Annotated in this window: 16 protein-coding genes; 8 read left to right on the top strand and 8 right to left on the bottom strand. The window is 52.7% G+C overall.

Features of this window, described 5'->3' with window-relative positions; all coding sequences use genetic code 11:
* Positions 1–80: 80 nt before the first annotated feature.
* Positions 81–566 (top strand): DUF6882 domain-containing protein, encoded by a 486-nt coding sequence (locus UNDKW_RS19335; protein WP_162060036.1) that lies wholly within the window; start codon positions 81–83, stop codon positions 564–566.
* A gap of 70 nt (positions 567–636) precedes the next feature.
* Here the strand turns inward: UNDKW_RS19335 and UNDKW_RS19330 are convergent, their stop codons facing one another.
* Positions 637–1569: a LysR family transcriptional regulator gene (locus tag UNDKW_RS19330; protein ID WP_162060035.1), complete on the bottom strand. Its 933-nt coding sequence runs from the start codon at positions 1567–1569 to the stop codon at positions 637–639.
* 104 nt (positions 1570–1673) lie between these two features.
* Between UNDKW_RS19330 and UNDKW_RS19325 the strand changes: the two genes are divergently transcribed.
* Positions 1674–2306 (top strand): chromate transporter, encoded by a 633-nt coding sequence (locus UNDKW_RS19325; protein ID WP_162060034.1) that lies wholly within the window; start codon positions 1674–1676, stop codon positions 2304–2306.
* On the top strand, positions 2299–2832 hold the full coding sequence (locus UNDKW_RS19320; protein ID WP_162060033.1) for a chromate transporter: 534 nt from the start codon (positions 2299–2301) through the stop codon (positions 2830–2832). The genes UNDKW_RS19325 and UNDKW_RS19320 overlap by 8 nt, the downstream gene beginning before the upstream one ends.
* A gap of 440 nt (positions 2833–3272) precedes the next feature.
* Here the strand turns inward: UNDKW_RS19320 and UNDKW_RS19315 are convergent, their stop codons facing one another.
* Both UNDKW_RS19315 and UNDKW_RS19310 read right to left on the bottom strand, forming a co-directional pair.
* Positions 3273–3629 (bottom strand): hypothetical protein, encoded by a 357-nt coding sequence (locus UNDKW_RS19315; protein WP_162060032.1) that lies wholly within the window; start codon positions 3627–3629, stop codon positions 3273–3275.
* Between the two features lie 37 nt (positions 3630–3666).
* Entirely contained in the window at positions 3667–4062 is a 396-nt protein-coding gene (locus tag UNDKW_RS19310; protein ID WP_162060031.1) for an OmpA family protein, read from the bottom strand.
* Positions 4063–4402: 340 nt separating this feature from the next.
* Between UNDKW_RS19310 and UNDKW_RS19305 the strand changes: the two genes are divergently transcribed.
* Together UNDKW_RS19305 and UNDKW_RS19300 are read left to right on the top strand one after the other, a co-directional pair.
* The gene (locus UNDKW_RS19305) at positions 4403–4867 is read left to right on the top strand and encodes a VOC family protein (protein WP_162060030.1); all 465 of its coding nucleotides are present in this window, start codon (positions 4403–4405) and stop codon (positions 4865–4867) included.
* Positions 4868–4901: 34 nt separating this feature from the next.
* Entirely contained in the window at positions 4902–5492 is a 591-nt protein-coding gene (locus tag UNDKW_RS19300; RefSeq protein WP_162060029.1) for a hypothetical protein, read from the top strand.
* 19 nt (positions 5493–5511) lie between these two features.
* On the opposite strand, the gene UNDKW_RS19295 is transcribed toward UNDKW_RS19300, so the two are convergent.
* The gene (locus UNDKW_RS19295; protein ID WP_162060028.1) at positions 5512–5949 is read right to left on the bottom strand and encodes a hypothetical protein; all 438 of its coding nucleotides are present in this window, start codon (positions 5947–5949) and stop codon (positions 5512–5514) included.
* Positions 5950–6014: 65 nt separating this feature from the next.
* Here UNDKW_RS19295 and UNDKW_RS19290 point away from each other — a divergent pair, with 65 nt between their 5' ends.
* On the top strand, positions 6015–6911 hold the full coding sequence (locus tag UNDKW_RS19290; protein ID WP_162060027.1) for an alpha/beta fold hydrolase: 897 nt from the start codon (positions 6015–6017) through the stop codon (positions 6909–6911).
* A gap of 31 nt (positions 6912–6942) precedes the next feature.
* Here the strand turns inward: UNDKW_RS19290 and UNDKW_RS19285 are convergent, their stop codons facing one another.
* Positions 6943–7632 (bottom strand): trans-aconitate 2-methyltransferase, encoded by a 690-nt coding sequence (locus tag UNDKW_RS19285; RefSeq protein ID WP_162060026.1) that lies wholly within the window; start codon positions 7630–7632, stop codon positions 6943–6945.
* A gap of 98 nt (positions 7633–7730) precedes the next feature.
* Between UNDKW_RS19285 and UNDKW_RS19280 the strand changes: the two genes are divergently transcribed.
* Positions 7731–8849 carry a DUF4214 domain-containing protein gene (locus UNDKW_RS19280; protein ID WP_162060025.1) on the top strand — a complete coding sequence of 373 codons (1119 nt, stop codon included), beginning with the start codon at positions 7731–7733 and terminating at the stop codon, positions 8847–8849.
* A gap of 371 nt (positions 8850–9220) precedes the next feature.
* On the top strand, positions 9221–11080 hold the full coding sequence (locus tag UNDKW_RS19275; RefSeq protein WP_162060024.1) for a DUF4214 domain-containing protein: 1860 nt from the start codon (positions 9221–9223) through the stop codon (positions 11078–11080).
* 342 nt (positions 11081–11422) lie between these two features.
* On the opposite strand, the gene UNDKW_RS19270 is transcribed toward UNDKW_RS19275, so the two are convergent.
* From UNDKW_RS19270 to UNDKW_RS19260, 3 genes are all read right to left on the bottom strand, one after another.
* Positions 11423–12835 (bottom strand): OmpP1/FadL family transporter, encoded by a 1413-nt coding sequence (locus UNDKW_RS19270; RefSeq protein ID WP_162060023.1) that lies wholly within the window; start codon positions 12833–12835, stop codon positions 11423–11425.
* 134 nt (positions 12836–12969) lie between these two features.
* The gene (locus tag UNDKW_RS19265; RefSeq protein ID WP_162060022.1) at positions 12970–16038 is read right to left on the bottom strand and encodes an efflux RND transporter permease subunit; all 3069 of its coding nucleotides are present in this window, start codon (positions 16036–16038) and stop codon (positions 12970–12972) included.
* Positions 16035–17144, bottom strand: a complete 1110-nt coding sequence (locus UNDKW_RS19260; RefSeq protein ID WP_162060021.1) for an efflux RND transporter periplasmic adaptor subunit — start codon at positions 17142–17144, stop codon at positions 16035–16037. Before UNDKW_RS19260 ends, UNDKW_RS19265 begins: the two co-directional genes overlap by 4 nt.
* Between the last annotated feature and the right edge of the window lie 71 nt (positions 17145–17215).

Below are 17215 nucleotides of genomic sequence, written 5' to 3'. Positions count from 1 at the left end.
TAATGGGGCAGGACCGCTATTCATGCACTACTGCATGCTGCCTGACTGGATTCAGCATATTAGCTTTTGTCATATTTGCATTGGCTCTGCTAACGACAAACGCCCAGGCCCGCCAACAAGGCTGGGAGCAAGTTCTGAGCGCTAGTGCAGACTATTCAGCAGCCACCCAAAAAGCGCTTGATGATGATTACCAGGTTTCCAGCTATGAACACTGGGACCTTGACCAGGTTACAGGTGAGCTCACATTTTCAGATGGGGGTGTGGTCAAGCTCAGTGCCAGAATTGAGTTTGTCGGTTCTTATTCTGATCGCAGCAAGACCTGGCTATGGAGCTGGGGTAATTCCACCATCACCCCAGCCTTATACAAACGCATGGATGTGCTAAGGAGCCTCGGTGCAAAACACCGGTTCAACAAACTGACGCAACGCAGCTGGCCTGCGCAATTGTCAGATGGATGGGAAATGGCAACCGTGGCCAATTATCTGCTCAAGACCAAGGGTATTTACCGCGTGCCGTTTGAGACCGGCTTTGTGTTTTTACTGATTACTGATATCAGGAAAGTGTAGCCAGAATAAATATAAGGTGATTGATATTTGCCGGTTGAGTATCGGAACAAACAGTTTGCCTTACTCCCGTTTATTTGACCACCCGGCTATCCCTGATCATGTCATATAACAACTGCGCCGCCGGTGACAGGCGGGCGGCCTTGCGGGCCACCAGCACCAGGGTTCGCGAAATCACAGGGTCTTGCAGCCTGATCACGCGCAGGCGCGGGTAGTTGGCTTTTTGCATGGCGAGATTGGGCACGATGGCGGCTGCAATACCGGCATCGACCAGGCCCAGTGCGGTGGAGTTGCGCTGTACCTCATAATGTATCTGCAGGCTTAAACCCGCCTGCCCATCTTGCGCACTCCGGCCACCATGCATATTCTCTGCGCCCAGGTAACCATCGAGCAGCGCTCGGTTGCCGCTGGCCTGCCCGGCAAAGATCAAAGGGTAGGGCTGCAATTGTGACCACGACAGGCTTTTGCGTCTGGCCAGTGCATGATCATCACGGCAAACCAGCACGAAGCGGTCTTCCAGCAAAGGCGTGGTGCTCAGTTCAGGATGGTTAGGGCCAGCGAGGTTGATACCAAATTCAGCCTCGCGCCGTAGCACGGCCTCTGCCACGCCGACTGATGCATGGTCGAGTATCTTGATACGGTTATCCGGGAATAGTGCAGAATATTCGCGGATGACTTGCGGCAGGTAGCGCACCCCCGCTGTTGGTATGCAGGCAATCGACACATCACCGCGCAGGGCCTTGCCGGTTTCGCGTATCTCGGTCAGGGCGGCGGACAGTTCTTGCAATAACCTTCTTGCTTGCGGCAAAAAGTCTTGCCCGGTCCTGGTCAGGGCGATGGAGCGGGTGGTTCTTTCGAGCAAGGTCACGCCCAAAAAAATCTCCAGATTGCGCAGTCGCTGCGTTACCGCCGTTTGCGTGACAAACAGCACATCAGCCGCCTTGTTAAAACTGCCATGGTCGGCGATGGCCACAAAAGCCTGCACACCGAGAATATCGATTTTCATAAGAAAAATGAATCAATCGTCTAAATAAATTCATTGTACTTTTAATTGCCCAGGTAAGAAGATGTTCATGCAGAAAATATTTCTTACCGATTAGATGGTGCCCCATGCTGAATCCGCCTTTATCCACTCTGGTTGCCAATGATGCTGCCAGCATCTCCGCGTGGCGCCTGTTCCTGGTGTTTTCAAAAATAGCGATGACAGGTTTTGGCGGCGTCATGCCCTTTGCCTACCGGGCATTGGTCGAGCAATACCGCTGGCTCACCGCAGAAGAATTCGCCCGCTACCTGGCCCTGAGCCAAGTCTTGCCCGGCCCTACAATCTGCAATGTCGCCCTGATGATAGGCAAGCGCTATGCCGGTATCCCAGGTGCGCTGGCAGCGATGGCAGGCCTGATCATTGCCCCTTTTTTGCTGGTGATCGCGCTCGGCGTTGCCTACCAGCGTTTTGGCAAACTGGCCGTGGTGCAAGATGCATTGACAGGTATGACAGCCGTGGCAGCGGGCCTGGTGTTGTCAACAGCGCTCAAGATGGCAATGTCCTTGTTTGGAAAAAATGCCCAGAGTGCGGAGCCAGACAAAAGCAGGCTGTTCAACAGCAGGATCAGTTTGCAGGTGGTATTGATGGCGCTGGCCTTTGCCGGGCTGGCTCTGCTCAAGTTTCGCCTGATTATTGTTTTCGTATTGCTGGCCTTACCAGGCAGCGTGGCTGCTTATTTTCTGAAAGACAAAAATGAATGACGAATCCCCCATGCTGGACCTGTGCCTGCATCTGTCCATCCTGTCGATGATGGCAGTTGGCGGCGGGCTGGTGATGATGGCACCCGACATCAGCCATTTTGTCGTCACTGAAAAACACTGGGTCACCAGCGCCCAGTTCGCCTCAGCCTATGCCATCGCCCAGGCAGCGCCCGGCCCCAATCTCTTGTTCATCTCTCTGGTAGGCTGGCTCATCGCTGGCTGGACAGGCGCGATACTGACGACACTTGCAGTCATCATCCCGTCAACGATATTGACCTTATCCGTTATCAGCCTGGATACCTCCAACTACAACATACGCCTGACAGCGGCCGTGCGCGACACCTTTGCCCCTATCTCGATAGGTTTCTTGCTGGCCACTGCCTGCCTGTTCACCCAACTCGACACTGCCAGCTGGCGCACTGACGTGATTACCTTGCTTACAGCCATCATTGTCGTGCGCAGCAAACTGAACCCGGTCATACTGATCGCTGCCGGGGCAGGTGCAGGGATGTTGCATTTGATCTGATCTGAACTCAGGGGGGAAATATCATGCCCGACGCGCACACCTGCCTTACTCTCCAAATGCTGGAATGGATACAGCAGCGGCCTCGCAGTTATACTGAAGTCATTGAGGCTTGGCACAGTACTTGTCCAAGATTATGTATATGGGAAGATGCCTGTGCAGAAGGATTGATCAGTTGCGAAGGTGGTGCGAGCGGGCTGGTGACATTGTCGCAAAAGGGCTGCGCGATGCTAATGTCTGCAAGCAGAGAAGGGTGTGTAGGTACGATTAGCAAAGCGTAATCGTACGCATGTCAGCTACGGATTAAAATTTTTTGGTTTGTTTTTTCTCGCAAAAACATATTTTAAACGCATCGTTTCCCAGTAGATGAAGGCTTTGCAATCAGGTGCATTTCTGTTGTTGTCAGGATTGGCATGCGTACGATTACGCTGCGCTAATCGTACCTACGCGACTATCCATTCAATCTCAGAATTCACTTCACCCAATTCGATTTCGCCAACCCTGAATCCAAGTATTTTTGTTGCTTGCAACTTTAAATGGGAAAGCCAAAAATTCCATTTTTCTTCATCCATATCCGTGACAAAAAACTGCAAGCCGCCGGGCTCTACTGAAGCTGAAATGTGCGCTTCTTCTTCATTAAATCCAAACCAGTACGGTATGCCGTCCATTCCCTTGATGCCATCTCCAAAGCCCAGCCATCCTTCCATGAGTGCATAAACATCTGGAACCCTGTCCCAAATTTCTGCAGGCAAATCGCATCGGATGTTGAGATTTCTGGTTTCACTCAGGAGCTTGGTCATGTGTAAATTTTTTTTTGAAAATATTGATCGTGACTTGTCAAGGTTTGCAACTCAATTTCGCCAGCTTCACCCTGCGGTTACGTGCACGGCCTGCGTCTGTGCCGTTATCAGCAACAGGACGTGACTTGCCATAGCCTTTGGAAGTCAGACGCGCAGCATCGATACCATGCTGCACCAGCCAGTTGCGCACACTCGCGGCGCGGGTGTCAGAGAGTTTGAGGTTGTAGTCGTCGCCACCGACATTGTCGGTATGGCCTTCTACCTCGGCCTTGATGCTGGCGTCGGTCTTGAGCATGGCTGCGACTTTGTCCAGCACACTGTCGGACTCAGGCTTGAGCGTGGCCTTGTTGAAATCGAAGAACACGCCATACAGGAGTACATGGCAATCCTTGGCGAAGGTACTGCCGAGATCGGTCTTTGAAAACCATCGCATATTGATTTCCGTTTGGTGAGCGTTGATAGTCAGTGTCAAGCCTCAGCATATTAACCCTGCCATGTCGTGGTGATCAAGTGGCGTACCGGCGACCTCATGCGGGTTTCAGGTGCGGGGCAACTGATCGTCATGCGTGCGGTGAGTTTAGTCCTTAATTTACCCGCTAATTTACCCAGCTATGCAAATCATTGATAAAATGAAAATACCCAAGATGCTGACATTCCGGCTTCTGAGGCGGCAATAGTCTCTGCATGCCTGCAGTTCACGGCACATCATGATGAACTGATTTGTTGTTGAAGGCAGTCTTCTCTTACCTTACACCTTAGATGGGTACATCCTCATGTCAAATATTGCTATACCGGCTGCTTATCGTGGCGCCACAACTTATCTCATCATCAAGGGCGCTGCTGCTGCGCTTGAATTTTATGCGGCTGCATTTGCTGCCAATGAACTGGTACGCCTGGACGATGGCAACGGCAAGATCATGCATGCAGAAATCAGCATAGGCGATGCGCTGTTGATGCTGGCAGATGAGTTCCCGGACATGGGTTACCGTGGCCCGCAGTCGCTGGGTGGATCGTCAGTATCCATACACTTGTATGTTGATGATGTAGATGCTGTATTTGGCCGTGCCGTAGAGCTGGGGGCGAAGGCTGCGATGCCTGTTGCTGATCAGTTTGACGGCGACAGGCGCGGTACCCTGATCGATCCATTTGGTCATGTGTGGTTGCTGGCAAGTCGCAAAGAAGATGTGTCTTATGACGAGTTGCGTGCCAGGTTTGCAAAGATGATGGGGCAGGGTTAATTGTCTGTTGATATCGTATCTACACGGATTACCCTTGATGACACTGCTTGCTGAAAAAAGACCTTTACCAAAGTCCCCGTTCATTTTTGCCGCTGCCGTATTGGGTTTCTCGGCACTGTACGTACAAATGCATCTGGCTTTTTTTCTTTTGGTATTGATGCTGATGTTTGGTCTGGGGCTGTATGCCAGTTACAGCTCCTTGAAGTTTTTCCGGCATTCTTTCGATGGCCCGCTGGCCGGGTGGTCATGGATATTGATTACGCTCCTCACAGTATGCTGGGCTGCCTGGTTTTATGTGCCCACAACTTCTTTGGCAGAGCATGTTGATGCCTGGATTTTTCAAGGGCATTATGAAAAGGAAGTTGCTGTACTCAGTAGTAATTTGCCAGGGAATTGCAAGAAAACAGATGACTGTTACGCCGACGACGGCAAACCGGTGTATGTGTATTTTCCCTATGCCTTGCATGTGCCGTTTTCAGAGCATCACGGCATCCTGTATATAGCAGACCCTGCACAGATGCCAGAACAGGCGCGGCTGGATAAAATTGGCGGCATGATGAAGTGCCAGGATCAGCCTTTGCTCAAGCATTTTTATGCTTGTTTTATCACTGGGTATGCAGGTTAGGGGCAATCATTATCAGAACTTAAGCGGGCAAACCACTCACCAGAAAAGCATGTGCCTCTGTCTGGAAATCCGTTCTTTTGCCAAAATAAGCGACACTGAGTAACTGCAACTGGTCTTTGAGCGTGTTGGTATCGGTATAGTTGCTGGCTAAAAAGCGCTGGTATTCCGCTTTGTTTTTCAGACACAGGCTGATGGCTTGTACGTAAAAATCATGGGCGACGTGGGCATTGGCGGCAATCAGCATGTCTTCAATCTGCGCCAGTAAGTGCCCGTTCATATTGTAGAGAAACTGGGCAAAGCCGCCCTGGCGCACATCATGGTCGAAGCGCGCTGCCAGCAAATAGGGCAGGTGCGGGACATCGGTGCTGGCTATGGTTTGCCAGTCGCCAGTGTTGCTCATTGCCAGCCATTGACTGAGCTGGCTGGCGATAGCGTTTTGTAGATTGCTTGCGGACATGAATGGTTTAAAAAAATGAATGCAGACTGTAGTATGCTAGCAGAATATTAACCAAGGAATTGTTTATGATACTTCGCCGTCACCTGCTCAAGACCGCTCTGGCATTTAGTTGCGCAGTCCTTAGCCCTGTCGCTGCCTGGGCCGCAGCTTTTAGCTCTGAGCGTATCAGTATCAGGGTAGAAGGCGAGGGCAGTGATGTGATTCTGGTGCCTGGCCTGAGTTCGTCCCCAAAGGTGTGGGCTGAGATGGTCAAGGCAGTACCTGGCTACCGGTATCATCTGGTGCAGGTATCGGGCTTTGCCGGGCAGGCAGTTGGTGGCAATACCGAAGGGGCAGTGGCAACACCTGTGGCAGAAGAAATCGCCCGCTACATTGCCCAGCTAGTGCCGCATGGTTTGCAAAAGCCTGTGCTGATCGGGCATTCCATGGGTGGCACGATAGGCATGATGGTGGCGGCGCGGCATCCGCAATCCATCAGCAAGCTGATGATCGTCGATATGTTCCCTTTCCTCGGTGTGATGTTTGGCCCGCCGGGCACGACACCGCAAAGTATTAAACCGATGGCAGACGATATGCTGGCCAAGATGCGTGCAGCCGCACCAGAAGCGCGGGCGCAAAGAACCACGGCAACCATCAACAGCATGATCAATAACACCGCCATGCGCCCTGCTGGGCTGGATGACGCACTCAAGAGTGACCAGGACGTTGCTTCCCGCGCCTATCATGAATTAATCACGACGGACCTGACACCTGAGCTGAAAAACATTGCCGTGCCGACCTCGGTCTTGTATGTGGTGCCAAATGGTGCGCCGGTGACGCCAGAGCAGATGGATGGTTTTTACAAGATGGCTTATGCCAGCATCAAAGATGTGCAGCTCAAGCGCATCACTGCCAGTGCGCACTTCATCATGTGGGACCAGCCTGAGCAGTTTCAGGCTGAAGTCAAAAACTTCTTGAAATAAGCTGTCTCACTAAATTACTAAAGCGCAGTCATCAAACAGCTCGCAGGCGGGCCAGGATAAATAAATCCGTGCTCGCCATGCTGCTTTGTGCAGGCCCGGGTTTGCGTTTGATATCGATGATGTCAAAGCTATGCAGGCCCAATGCCGTGCGCAAATGTTGCTCATCATGATAGTGGATATAGACCTGGTCACCAGTACTTGATGTTTGCCAGCCTGAGCGTGTTTCTTCTGCTTCCATTGCACTCAGGTAAAGCAGGCCACCAGGATTGAGCACTGCAACGGCATCAGCAATGAGTGTTGCTGCTTCAGCACGCGATAAATAGGGCAGGCCAAAGGCGCAGACCACCGCATCAAAATTTTTCCCTTGTCCACCCACATCACGGCAATCCATGACGGCGAATTGCGCCGTAGGATTATTGCTGCGCGCCAGCTCCACCATTTGCGGTGCGAGGTCAGTTGCCACGATCTGTAAATCAGGCAGGCGTGCCAGCAGGGCACGTGTCACATTGCCTGGTCCGCAAGCCAGTTCCAATACACGCGCATTGCTGGAAACCAAATTCTTGCAAAACAGCGCATAGGTATCGTCATAATCTTCCAGGTCCATATATTTGTCCTGGTAGCGCTGTGCCAGTTTATTGAAAGTGGCGACGGTGATTTCTGTCGGGTTCTTCATGCGCAAGTTTCCATGCTTGATTTGTTCATGCTTAAACTTTTTTGACATTCCTGTCATCCGATGATGCCGTTATTGCGTTAAAGCTGCAAGAGTCAAGCGCGTTTTTGCGTATGTTGCGTATGTCCAGAAAGAGTAAGGAGTGAAAGATGGCCTATGTTTATGGTGATGATGGTGTCTATGATGAGAGAACCAAGGGTTATGATTCCAGTTCTCTGAGCGCCAATTTCCAGGTTAACCTGGGCAAGGTGTCGTTCGGCAAATTGTCCGCCACAGACCTCACAGACTGGTACCAGCTCAACCTCGATGGCCCTGGTACTTATACCCTGGTGGTCTCTACCGACATCGTCAATAACTATAGTGCGACCAATGAATGGCGCGAAACCTATAGCGGTATAGAAGTCAAGATCACCGACAGCGCAGGTAACCCGCTGGCCGGTCTTGACACCAGCTATGCCAGCCTGACGACCGATGGCAGCATCGTCTTCAATTACACAGGTGGATATTCACACGGTGATTTTTTTGTGCGCGTCAGCAATCTGTCGTATGCGGCTACCGACTATATACTCGGCCTGAACCTCTCTGTGCCCGGCAAGAATATCTATGGCACCAGCGGCAATGATTATCTGCAGGGTACAAATGGCGACGACAATATCACCGCAGGGGCAGGTAACGACACCATCATCAGCAGTGCAGGCAATGATGTGATAGACGGCGGCGCAGGCCTCGACTTTTTGGTGTTGGCGGGCAAGCTCGGTGATTATGCCATCAATGGTACGACCACCAGTTTTACCGTCAAAGATACGGTAGGCAAAGATGGCACGGATGCAGTCGCACAAGTCGAACGCCTGATCTTTACTGATTCAGCACTGGCCTTTGATATCAACGGCGCAGCCGGGCAAGCTTATCGCCTTTACCAGGCCGCATTTGGCCGCAAGCCTGATCTGGCAGGTCTTGGCTACTGGATAGACAGGATGGATCACGGCGTCAGCCTCACGCAAGTTGCTGCAGGATTTTTTCAGTCGGCAGAGTTCCAGAAGCTGTATGGCAGCTTCCCCAGCACAACGACACTGATCAATAATTTTTACCAGAATGTGTTGCACCGCGCGCCCGACCAGGCTGGTTTTGATTACTGGTCGAACCAGCTCAACAAGGGCATGATTTCACCCGCAGGTGCGCTCGCCAGTTTTTGCGAGAGCGCAGAAAACCAGGCACAGGTCATAGGGCAGATACAAAACGGTGTGGTCTATACCGAATGGCTGGGTTAGTTGGTTGATTAGCCTGGAGTCTCCGCCTGATGGATCAAGCGGAGGCCATGTGTAGTGATCAATGAAATGGGGCGGCTGCTATGCCGCCCTTTTTTTTGCCCTGACGCAAAGCTTTGGCGAGGTCAACCTGTCCAGGACGCAAGCCTTGTTAGTGTGATATTTGTCCCTCTTGCTTGTGAGGATAGACGAGGCGCTAGAAAAATTACTGGGGCAATTGAAAAATTGTTACAATTCTCGTCCTTTTTTGCCTATGTTCGCAGGTATCAGGAAAACTTCAATCCACTATCAGGATGGAGACTGGTGCCGATATGGAATTTAGCATCTGATTCAGGCCATCAGCAAAATTTTTACTCTATTTGAAAGCGTGTTTCATGGCATACATTATTGGGAACGAATCTCATACTGATGAAAAAACTTACGGCTATGATTCTAGCGAACCCAATACAACTTTTAAAGTAAAACTAAGCAAGAAGTCATTTGGTAAATTGTCTTCATCGGACTTGGTTGATTGGTATGCCCTGGAGCTCGATGGCCCAGCTGACTATATACTGAACTTGTCTACCGATAGCGTTAACAGTTTGGGACGCCCCTGGGCTAAGTCCAATAGCGGAGTAAAAATAGAAATTACGGACCGTAACGGTAATCCTGTCTCCGGTGCTTCGTCTGCCGTTAATACCGAGATTTTTGAAACCAGCATCAATTTTCACTATACCGGTCAGGCCAACTATACAGATTACTTTGTCAAGGTAACAAATCAAGGTAATCCAGAAGCTGACTACATGTTGTTTCTCAACAAGTTTGGTAAGACAACCGACATCATGGGACCGACTCTGCAATCGATAGAGATTCCAGATACGCTGGATTTGTCAAAAAATGATGGGCAGCTAAAAATTACTACCTATGCCAAAGATGACATATCAGGAATCCGTAGCTTTGCCATTGTCCTTGATGCCCCCATCACCTACGATTTAAAAAACAATGGTGGCACCAGTAATACCCTGACTTTAACCGGTGCAAACGATTCGTGGAAGGATGGCGCTTCGACGCAAACTTTTTCGATAGACCGCACCAGTAAAAATGGTACCTACAATGTAGTACGTGTCGATATTACGGACTATGACGGGAACGTAACGAGTTATAACTCTTTGCTTCTTCAAGCACTATTTCGGGTGAACACGAAAATCAAAGTGTATGGCGCAATTGATGATGTCCCACCCACTGTTGTCTCGTTCTCTCCAACGCAGCTGGGTAAGCCCATGCCCATCAGGGATGAACTTGTCGTTACCTTTAATGAAGCTGTCGTTTTAGGCTTCGGCATCATCACGATAAAAGATGAAACAGGAAAAGTTGTCGCCAGTTTCGACGCAATCAACAATCGTAATATGAGCATAATGGATCAGAATAAGCTCGTCATTCCTTACATGGTCACGCTTGCATATGATACTAAATATACACTTAGCATCCCCAAGGGGGCGATTTGGGATCTGAATGCTAATTTCTATGCCGGATCAAGCGACTTTACTTTTTGGACAATACCGAATCCGTCTGCCGTAGGCAAGAACGTCAATGGCACTGAAGGAAATGACTATCTGACAGGTAGTAGTTTAAATGATGTTTTTCTTGCTGGTTCGGGTAATGACATCATCATTGCCGGTGGTGGAGACGACATTATTACAGGGGGTAATGGTCTTGATACACTGGTCTACACTGGAAAAAAGGCAAACTATACGATTTCTGGAAACGCCACTTCTCTTGTCGTGAAAGATAATTTCGGAAAAGATGGTACCGACACAGCAGGGCAAGTAGAACGACTACAGTTTGCAGATGTGACAGTTGCCTTCGATGTGAACGGGGTCGCAGGCCAGGCTTACCGCATTTATCAAGCTGCATTTGGCCGCAAACCTGATCTGGCTGGCTTGGGATACTGGATCAAGGATATGGACAAGGGGTCCAGCCTGACTACGGTAGCTGCAGGTTTTTTCCAGTCAGCAGAATTTAAGCAACTGTATGGCAGTAGTCCCAGCATAAGCACTTTAATCAACAATTTTTACCAGAATGTGCTGCACCGCGCGCCAGACCAGGCCGGTTTTGATTACTGGTCCAACCAGCTCAACAAGGGCATGATTTCACCCGCAGGTGCGCTCGCCAGTTTTTGTGAAAGCGCAGAGAACCAGGCACAGGTCATAGGGCAGATACAAAACGGTGTGGTCTATACCGAATGGCTGGGATGATTATTGAATAAGACTTACGCAAAGCCGTCTCAACTGCGTTGCAGCTCCTGGTCGTACTAAAGGCCTGCCTTCGTCGCTCCGCCTTGCTGGGACAACTTTGTGTAAGTTCTTTCGAGGTGATCTGCTTTCGTCGATTTACCTTGTTTTGACAATTTTGCGTAAATTCTGGTAGGGTCGCCGGGCAATCTATCAAATCCAATATCGCGTACTTTTAATGTTGCAGTATTGGTCAAGATGGCAAAATACCATATAAGTCTCAGCAATGATTTCAAGAACTTACGCGCCGGGACTGCCCACGCAAGTTCTCATCAAGCAGGCTGAAATCAAGCACCCTCGCTCGACTCAGAATTTGTAGTTGTAAGCCACACTGATCATATGCAGGCGGGTTTGCCAGGTACCCTTGGTAAGTTCCCCATTGCCAGTGCATCCACTGATTAAAGGCGAACAAGAATTCTTGTAGCTGCCGTCCGCATCCTGAAAGTGCAGATAGGAATACGCCAAATCAACAGACGAGTTGCCGTTCAGCTTCCAGTTCGTACCAAACGACAACTGCACGCGGTCCGCATCAGGCAGAGCTGGGTGGCGCAGGGTGGTGCCCGCAACTGGCGATTGGTCGTACGCTACACCGCCACGCAGGGTGAACTTTTCATCAAGCTGGTAGCTCGCTCCTGCCGAGAAGCGCCAGGTATTTTTCCAGTTCTGGAGGATCACCTCGTCGCCCTGCACGGTTCCGGGAAACTGGATGTTCAGGTTTTTCAAGCGCGAAGTGCGCGTCCAGGTGGCATCTCCCATCACGGCCCACTTAGGATCGATCTGCCGGAACCCGCTGATGGAGAAGCTCTCTGGAGTGTGGATATCCAGCAGCACGGCGGAGTTGTTTTTGGCCGAATTGGCTGCAATGATCTTGTTGACTAGCGGATCAGTGGTGACGTTAAAGTCCCACACAGCACTGCCCTTGAGCTTGTGCGAAATCGAAGAACGGTAGGACAGGCCCAGGCACGTGTTCTGGTCCAACTGGAACAGATAGCCCAGATTCCAGCCATAACCCCAGTCCTCGCCATCCATAGAACCGTGACCATCCTTGACGCCTGCAAGGACAGCCGGGTTACCGCCAGCGGCAACAATGGTACGTAGCAGTGTCGCTGCTGCTGGCGTACCAGTCAGGGCGGCGATCGAACCTGGCACGTCCACCCCCTGCCCAAGATTGGCTTTCATGAACTGGGCGTTCACGCCGAAGCCGAAAGAATGCTGTTCATTCAGCTTGAAGCCGATGGACGGATTGAGGTTGATTGATTCCAGCTTCACATTGGTCAGCGCGTAACGGCCAGACCAGTTGTTGTCGTAGTCCAGCTTGGTACCATAGGGTACAAACAGGCCAAAGCCAGCGGCCCACTGGTCGTTGATCTTCTTGCTGACATACAAGGATGGTGCCGCCACCATGCCCGGCGTATAGCTATCCTGGGCAGTCAGTCCGCCAGAACTGGTGCCGGTGAAACGCCTGGAGCCAGTATCTGAGAAGCTCGAATTCGGTAAGACGGCGGTCACGCCTACTGCGATCCGGGTGCCATCCAGGTAGGTCAGGCCAGCCGGATTGGTGAAGATGGTGGAGGCGTCAGCCGCTTCGGCACTGTTGGCTTCAGCAGTACTTTGCGCCGACACGCTCTGGGAGCCGAAGCGATAGCCAGATGCATGGGAAGACAGGGATACAGCGCCCAAGGTGGCAGCAATGGTCAGGGTAAGGATTTTTGGGTTCAAGATATAGTCTCAGTCGTTGTTAATAGTTTAGTTAATTCAGGCAATACAGTTTTTGAAGTCGGCGGCAAGAATGCCGCTCCCCTGTCGATCACCGTTGAAACGCTACCGGCACATTTTTTAGCATGGACAGCAAATCAGCTTTGCAATGGGCTTGGCCTGATCTTGAACCAGATGGAATACATCGCCGGCAAGAACACCAGGGTCAGAATTGTTCCAGCTAAGGTACCGCCAATCAGCGTGTAGGCAAGCGTCCCCCAAAACACGGAATGAGTCAGTGGAATGAAGGCCAGAATGGCTGCCAATGCCGTCAGAACCACAGGCCGGGCACGCTGCACGGTGGCTTCGACAACTGCGCGGAAAGGGGCCAGCCCGGCCTCTTCGTTTTCACGAATCTGCCCGATCAATATCAGCGTATTGCGCATCAGGATGCCTGATAGCGCAATCAGGCCAACCAGCGCATTGATGCCAAATGGCTGCTGGAACAGAAGCAGCGTCGGCACCACGCCGATCAACCCCAGTGGACTGGTCAGGAATACCATGACCATCCCCGAGATCGAGCGGACCTGCAAGATGATGATGAGCAGCGTGAGCGCAATCATGATAGGGAACAGTGGTAGCATCGCCGTAGAAGCTTTGCCGGCTTCTTCGATCGAGCCTGCCTGTTCAATCCGGTATCCCGAAGGCAGTTGGCTAATGACAGGCTGTAACTGCTTGATGATGGCACTGGAAACATCTGGCGGTTGCAAACCTTCAGCGATGTCGCCGCGAACCGTGATGGTCGGTGTACGGTCACGGCGCCGCAGAATAGGGTCTTCCATACGCACGTTGACGGCACCTACCTGAGACAGTGGGATACGTTGCCCTGCCGAGCCGACCAGCGTAAAGCCTGCGATCTTCGCAGGGTCGAGACGGATATTGCCGGCAGCACGGCCAAGCACCTGCACTGAACGGATATCTTCGCGCACCTCCGTAAGCGGTGCCCCATTCAGCAGGAACTGCAACTGCAAGGCAACTGAAGCAGAGGTAAGACCAACACTCTGGAGCCGGTCCTGGTCGAGCGTGAAGTGCAAGGCAGGTACACGCGGGCCCCAATCCGTGTTGACGGTGCGAAGCATTGGACTGGCGCGCATGACGCTCTCGACTTGCGCGGAGATCGTGCGTAGCTTGTCTGGGTCCGGCCCCATGACGCGGTAGGCCACGGGGAATGGCGAAGGAGGGCCGAACACAATTTGGGTAACGCGCACCCGCGCCTCGGGCGCCAACCCGTCAGCCGCCGCCTGACGCAATCTGAACTTGAGGGCTTCGCGTTCCTTGTCGTCACCCGTGAGCACCACGATCTTGGCAAACGACGGATCGGGCAATTCAGGTGCCATCGCCAGGAAGAAGCGTGGAGCGCCCTGGCCGATATAGGAAGTCACGATCCTGGCCTCTTTCTGCTTCGCAAGCCAGGCTTCAACCTTAGCTGCCGCATCACTGGTTTGCACTATGGAGGTGCCATACGGCATCTGCACTTCAACCAGCACTTCTGGCCGGTCAGAAGTCGGGAAGAACTGCTTATTAACCAGCCCCATGCCAGCGATGGCCAGCACAAACGTCCCGACGACCGCTCCTGCTACCAGCCATTTACGGGCGATGACACGCTCCAGCACTTGCCGGAATCGGTTGTATTGGCGGGTGTTGTAGATGGCTTCGTGCCCACCTTCAACCTTCTTGATGTCTGGCAGCATCTTTACCCCCAGATAGGGGGTAAATACGACGGCCACCACCCAGGACGCGATCAGGGCGATGCCGACGATCCAGAACATATTGCTGGTGTATTCGCCTGCTGTGGAACGCGCGAAGCCATTGGGCATGAAGCCGATGGCGGTGACCAGCGTGCCAGACAGCATGGGGGCAGCTGTGTGGCTCCATGCATAGGCAGACGCCGCCACACGGCTATACCCTTCCTCCATCTTCACTACCATCATTTCGATGGCGATGATGGCATCGTCCACTAGCAGACCAAGCGCCAAGATCAGCGAACCAAGCGTGATGCGGTCAAAGTTCTTGCCGGTGGCCGCCATGATGACGAACACGGCAGCCAGGGTCAGCGGCACAGCCGCTGCAACCACGATACCGACGCGCCACCCCATGCTGACGAAGCAGACCACCAGCACGACGAGCAAGGCAACGAAAAACTTGACCATGAACTCGTCCACTGCCGAGCTGATGTTGACGGACTGATCGGTCACCTTGGTAAGCGACATCCCCAGCGGCAGGCTGGTGTTGATTTTGGTGATTTCCGCTTCAAGCGCCTTGCCGAGATCGAGCCCGTTCCAGTCGTCGCGCATCACGATGCCCAGCAGCAATGCCGGTTCACCATTGTTGCGGACCTGGAAGGTCGCCGGGTCTTCATAGCCGCGCTCGACTGTCGCCACATCCGACAACTTCAGCGTGCGCCCGTGCGCAGCTATCGGGGTCTGCCGAATCTTGTCCAGATTGTCGAACGCGCCATCAACACGAAGGAAAACCTGTGGCCCCTTGGTCTCGATCGAACCGGAGGGCGTCAATACGTTTTGGCTGTTGAGCGCGGCGAAGATATCCTGCGGCGAGACGCCTAGTGTGGCCAGACGGTCGTGGGAGAAAGAGACAAAAATGCGTTCGGGTTGCTCGCCTATGATGTTGACCTTTTTTACGCCCGCGACGTGCAGCAGTTGCTGGCGCAGCGCTTCCGCATCGCGCACAAGCAAGCGTTGTTGTTCGCCCTTGGCTTTCAGGGCAAGCAACGAAAATGTGACGTCGGCATACTCGTCATTGATAATCGGCCCAATGACGCCGGCCGGCAGCTTTTTGGCCTCGTCCCCAAGCTTCTTCCGTGCCTGATAGAACTCTTCCCGAACTTCCGATGGCGGCGTCTTGTCAAGCAATGAAACCATGGTAAATGCCAGACCAGGACGCGTATAGGTTTCCGTGCGTTCATACCACCGCAACTCTTGCATGCGTTTTTCCAGTGGCTCAGCGACCTGATCCTGCATCTCCCTGGCTGTGGCTCCCGGCCACGCGGTGACGACAGTCATCTGCTTGATCGTGAACGGCGGGTCTTCGGCACGCCCGAGCTTGAAGAAAGCGAGAATGCCAGCAACCGAGATCAGGAAGATCAGGAACAGCGTGATGGATCGCTCGCGCACGGCGAGCGCCGACAGGTTGAAACGAGCTTCGCTCATGGCGTCACTCCCGGCGCTGTGGCAGTGGCCTGACTGGCCACCCGCACTTGCTGACCTTCGCGCAGCAAATGCGTGCCGAGTGCGACTATCCGGTCACCTTGTTTGAGTTGTCCGCTGATATAGCCGCCATCGTCATCCAGACGCTGAACCTTGACGGCACGCCAGGCAACCTTTGCCGGTTCACCCTCTACCACCCAGACTCCTGGCCCCTTACCTGCATCAAACAGGGAAGTAATAGGTACCCGTAAGCTGTCCTGTGCAACGGTAAGTCCGCCCGGAATCTGAATGGTGATAGTAGCACCCAATGGGGCATTTGACAGCTCACCATCGAGCACATACCGCGCTTCAAAGGTGCGCGTTAGCCGGTCTGCCGTATCTGAGAGTTGTCTGAGTTTGGCCGGAACAGTAAGGCTCTCTTTGCCAAAGAGCGTGGCCTGGCCAACTGAACCGATGGCAGGGCGCAAGGTTTCCGGCAACTGGATAACAGCTTCGCGATGTCCGGCACGCGCAACACGCACAACGATTTGGCCAGCGCTGACGACCTGGCCAGGTTCAACCAGCGTTTCCATGACGACGCCATCCGCATCTGCCAACAATTCTGCATAGTGGCTGGCATTACGCGCAACTTCTGCCTGGGCTTCGGTCGCGTTAAGCTGGGCTTTCGCGGCATCTGCCGCAGCCTTGATCTGATCGTAGGCTGATGTTGATATCGCACCGGTTCCGCGCAGGTCACGGTAACGGGCTTCATCCTCCGCCGTTTGCTGCGCCCGCGCCCTTGCGGCGGCCACCGTCTCTTGCTGTGCATGGGCTGCCAACTTCAGATCTACAGGATCGATGCGCATGAGCACCTGCCCGCGCTTGACAGTTTGCCCAGTATCTACAAGGCGCTCCAGCACTTTGCCAGGAACCCGGAAACCAAGATCGCTTTGTACCCGGGCGGCTACCGTACCGGTGAAAGTACGTGATGCCGCGGCCGCGCTCTGAACAGTAGCTGCACGTACCAACGGCGCTTCGGTACGAGGGTCGGATTGCGGTTTTTCACTGCAAGCAACCAGCGTAAACGGCAATGCAGAGATGGCAACAGAAAAAAAGAGACGACGGAACATAGAAATCCCATATAGAACAGAATAGGATTCCCATTTTGGGACTAGTGACTAATATTGTCAACAGTCACATC

Source organism: Undibacterium sp. KW1, from assembly GCF_009937955.1.
Classification (GTDB): Bacteria; Pseudomonadota; Gammaproteobacteria; order Burkholderiales; family Burkholderiaceae_D; genus Undibacterium.
This window is presented reverse-complemented; position numbering and strand designations above follow the sequence as displayed.

What these genes read in the sequence shown, in the direction of transcription:
- UNDKW_RS19305 (WP_162060030.1), top strand. Translation starts at nt 4,403, where the DNA reads ATGTCAAATATTGCTATACCGGCTGCTTATCGTGGCGCCACAACTTAT.
- UNDKW_RS19280 (WP_162060025.1), top strand. Translation starts at nt 7,731, where the DNA reads ATGGCCTATGTTTATGGTGATGATGGTGTCTATGATGAGAGAACCAAG.
- UNDKW_RS19330 (WP_162060035.1), bottom strand. Translation starts at nt 1,569, where the DNA reads ATGAAAATCGATATTCTCGGTGTGCAGGCTTTTGTGGCCATCGCCGAC.
- UNDKW_RS19320 (WP_162060033.1), top strand. Translation starts at nt 2,299, where the DNA reads ATGAATGACGAATCCCCCATGCTGGACCTGTGCCTGCATCTGTCCATC.
- UNDKW_RS19285 (WP_162060026.1), bottom strand. Translation starts at nt 7,632, where the DNA reads ATGTCAAAAAAGTTTAAGCATGAACAAATCAAGCATGGAAACTTGCGC.
- UNDKW_RS19315 (WP_162060032.1), bottom strand. Translation starts at nt 3,629, where the DNA reads ATGACCAAGCTCCTGAGTGAAACCAGAAATCTCAACATCCGATGCGAT.
- UNDKW_RS19290 (WP_162060027.1), top strand. Translation starts at nt 6,015, where the DNA reads ATGATACTTCGCCGTCACCTGCTCAAGACCGCTCTGGCATTTAGTTGC.
- UNDKW_RS19260 (WP_162060021.1), bottom strand. Translation starts at nt 17,144, where the DNA reads ATGTTCCGTCGTCTCTTTTTTTCTGTTGCCATCTCTGCATTGCCGTTT.
- UNDKW_RS19325 (WP_162060034.1), top strand. Translation starts at nt 1,674, where the DNA reads ATGCTGAATCCGCCTTTATCCACTCTGGTTGCCAATGATGCTGCCAGC.
- UNDKW_RS19295 (WP_162060028.1), bottom strand. Translation starts at nt 5,949, where the DNA reads ATGTCCGCAAGCAATCTACAAAACGCTATCGCCAGCCAGCTCAGTCAA.
- UNDKW_RS19275 (WP_162060024.1), top strand. Translation starts at nt 9,221, where the DNA reads ATGGCATACATTATTGGGAACGAATCTCATACTGATGAAAAAACTTAC.
- UNDKW_RS19265 (WP_162060022.1), bottom strand. Translation starts at nt 16,038, where the DNA reads ATGAGCGAAGCTCGTTTCAACCTGTCGGCGCTCGCCGTGCGCGAGCGA.
- UNDKW_RS19310 (WP_162060031.1), bottom strand. Translation starts at nt 4,062, where the DNA reads ATGCGATGGTTTTCAAAGACCGATCTCGGCAGTACCTTCGCCAAGGAT.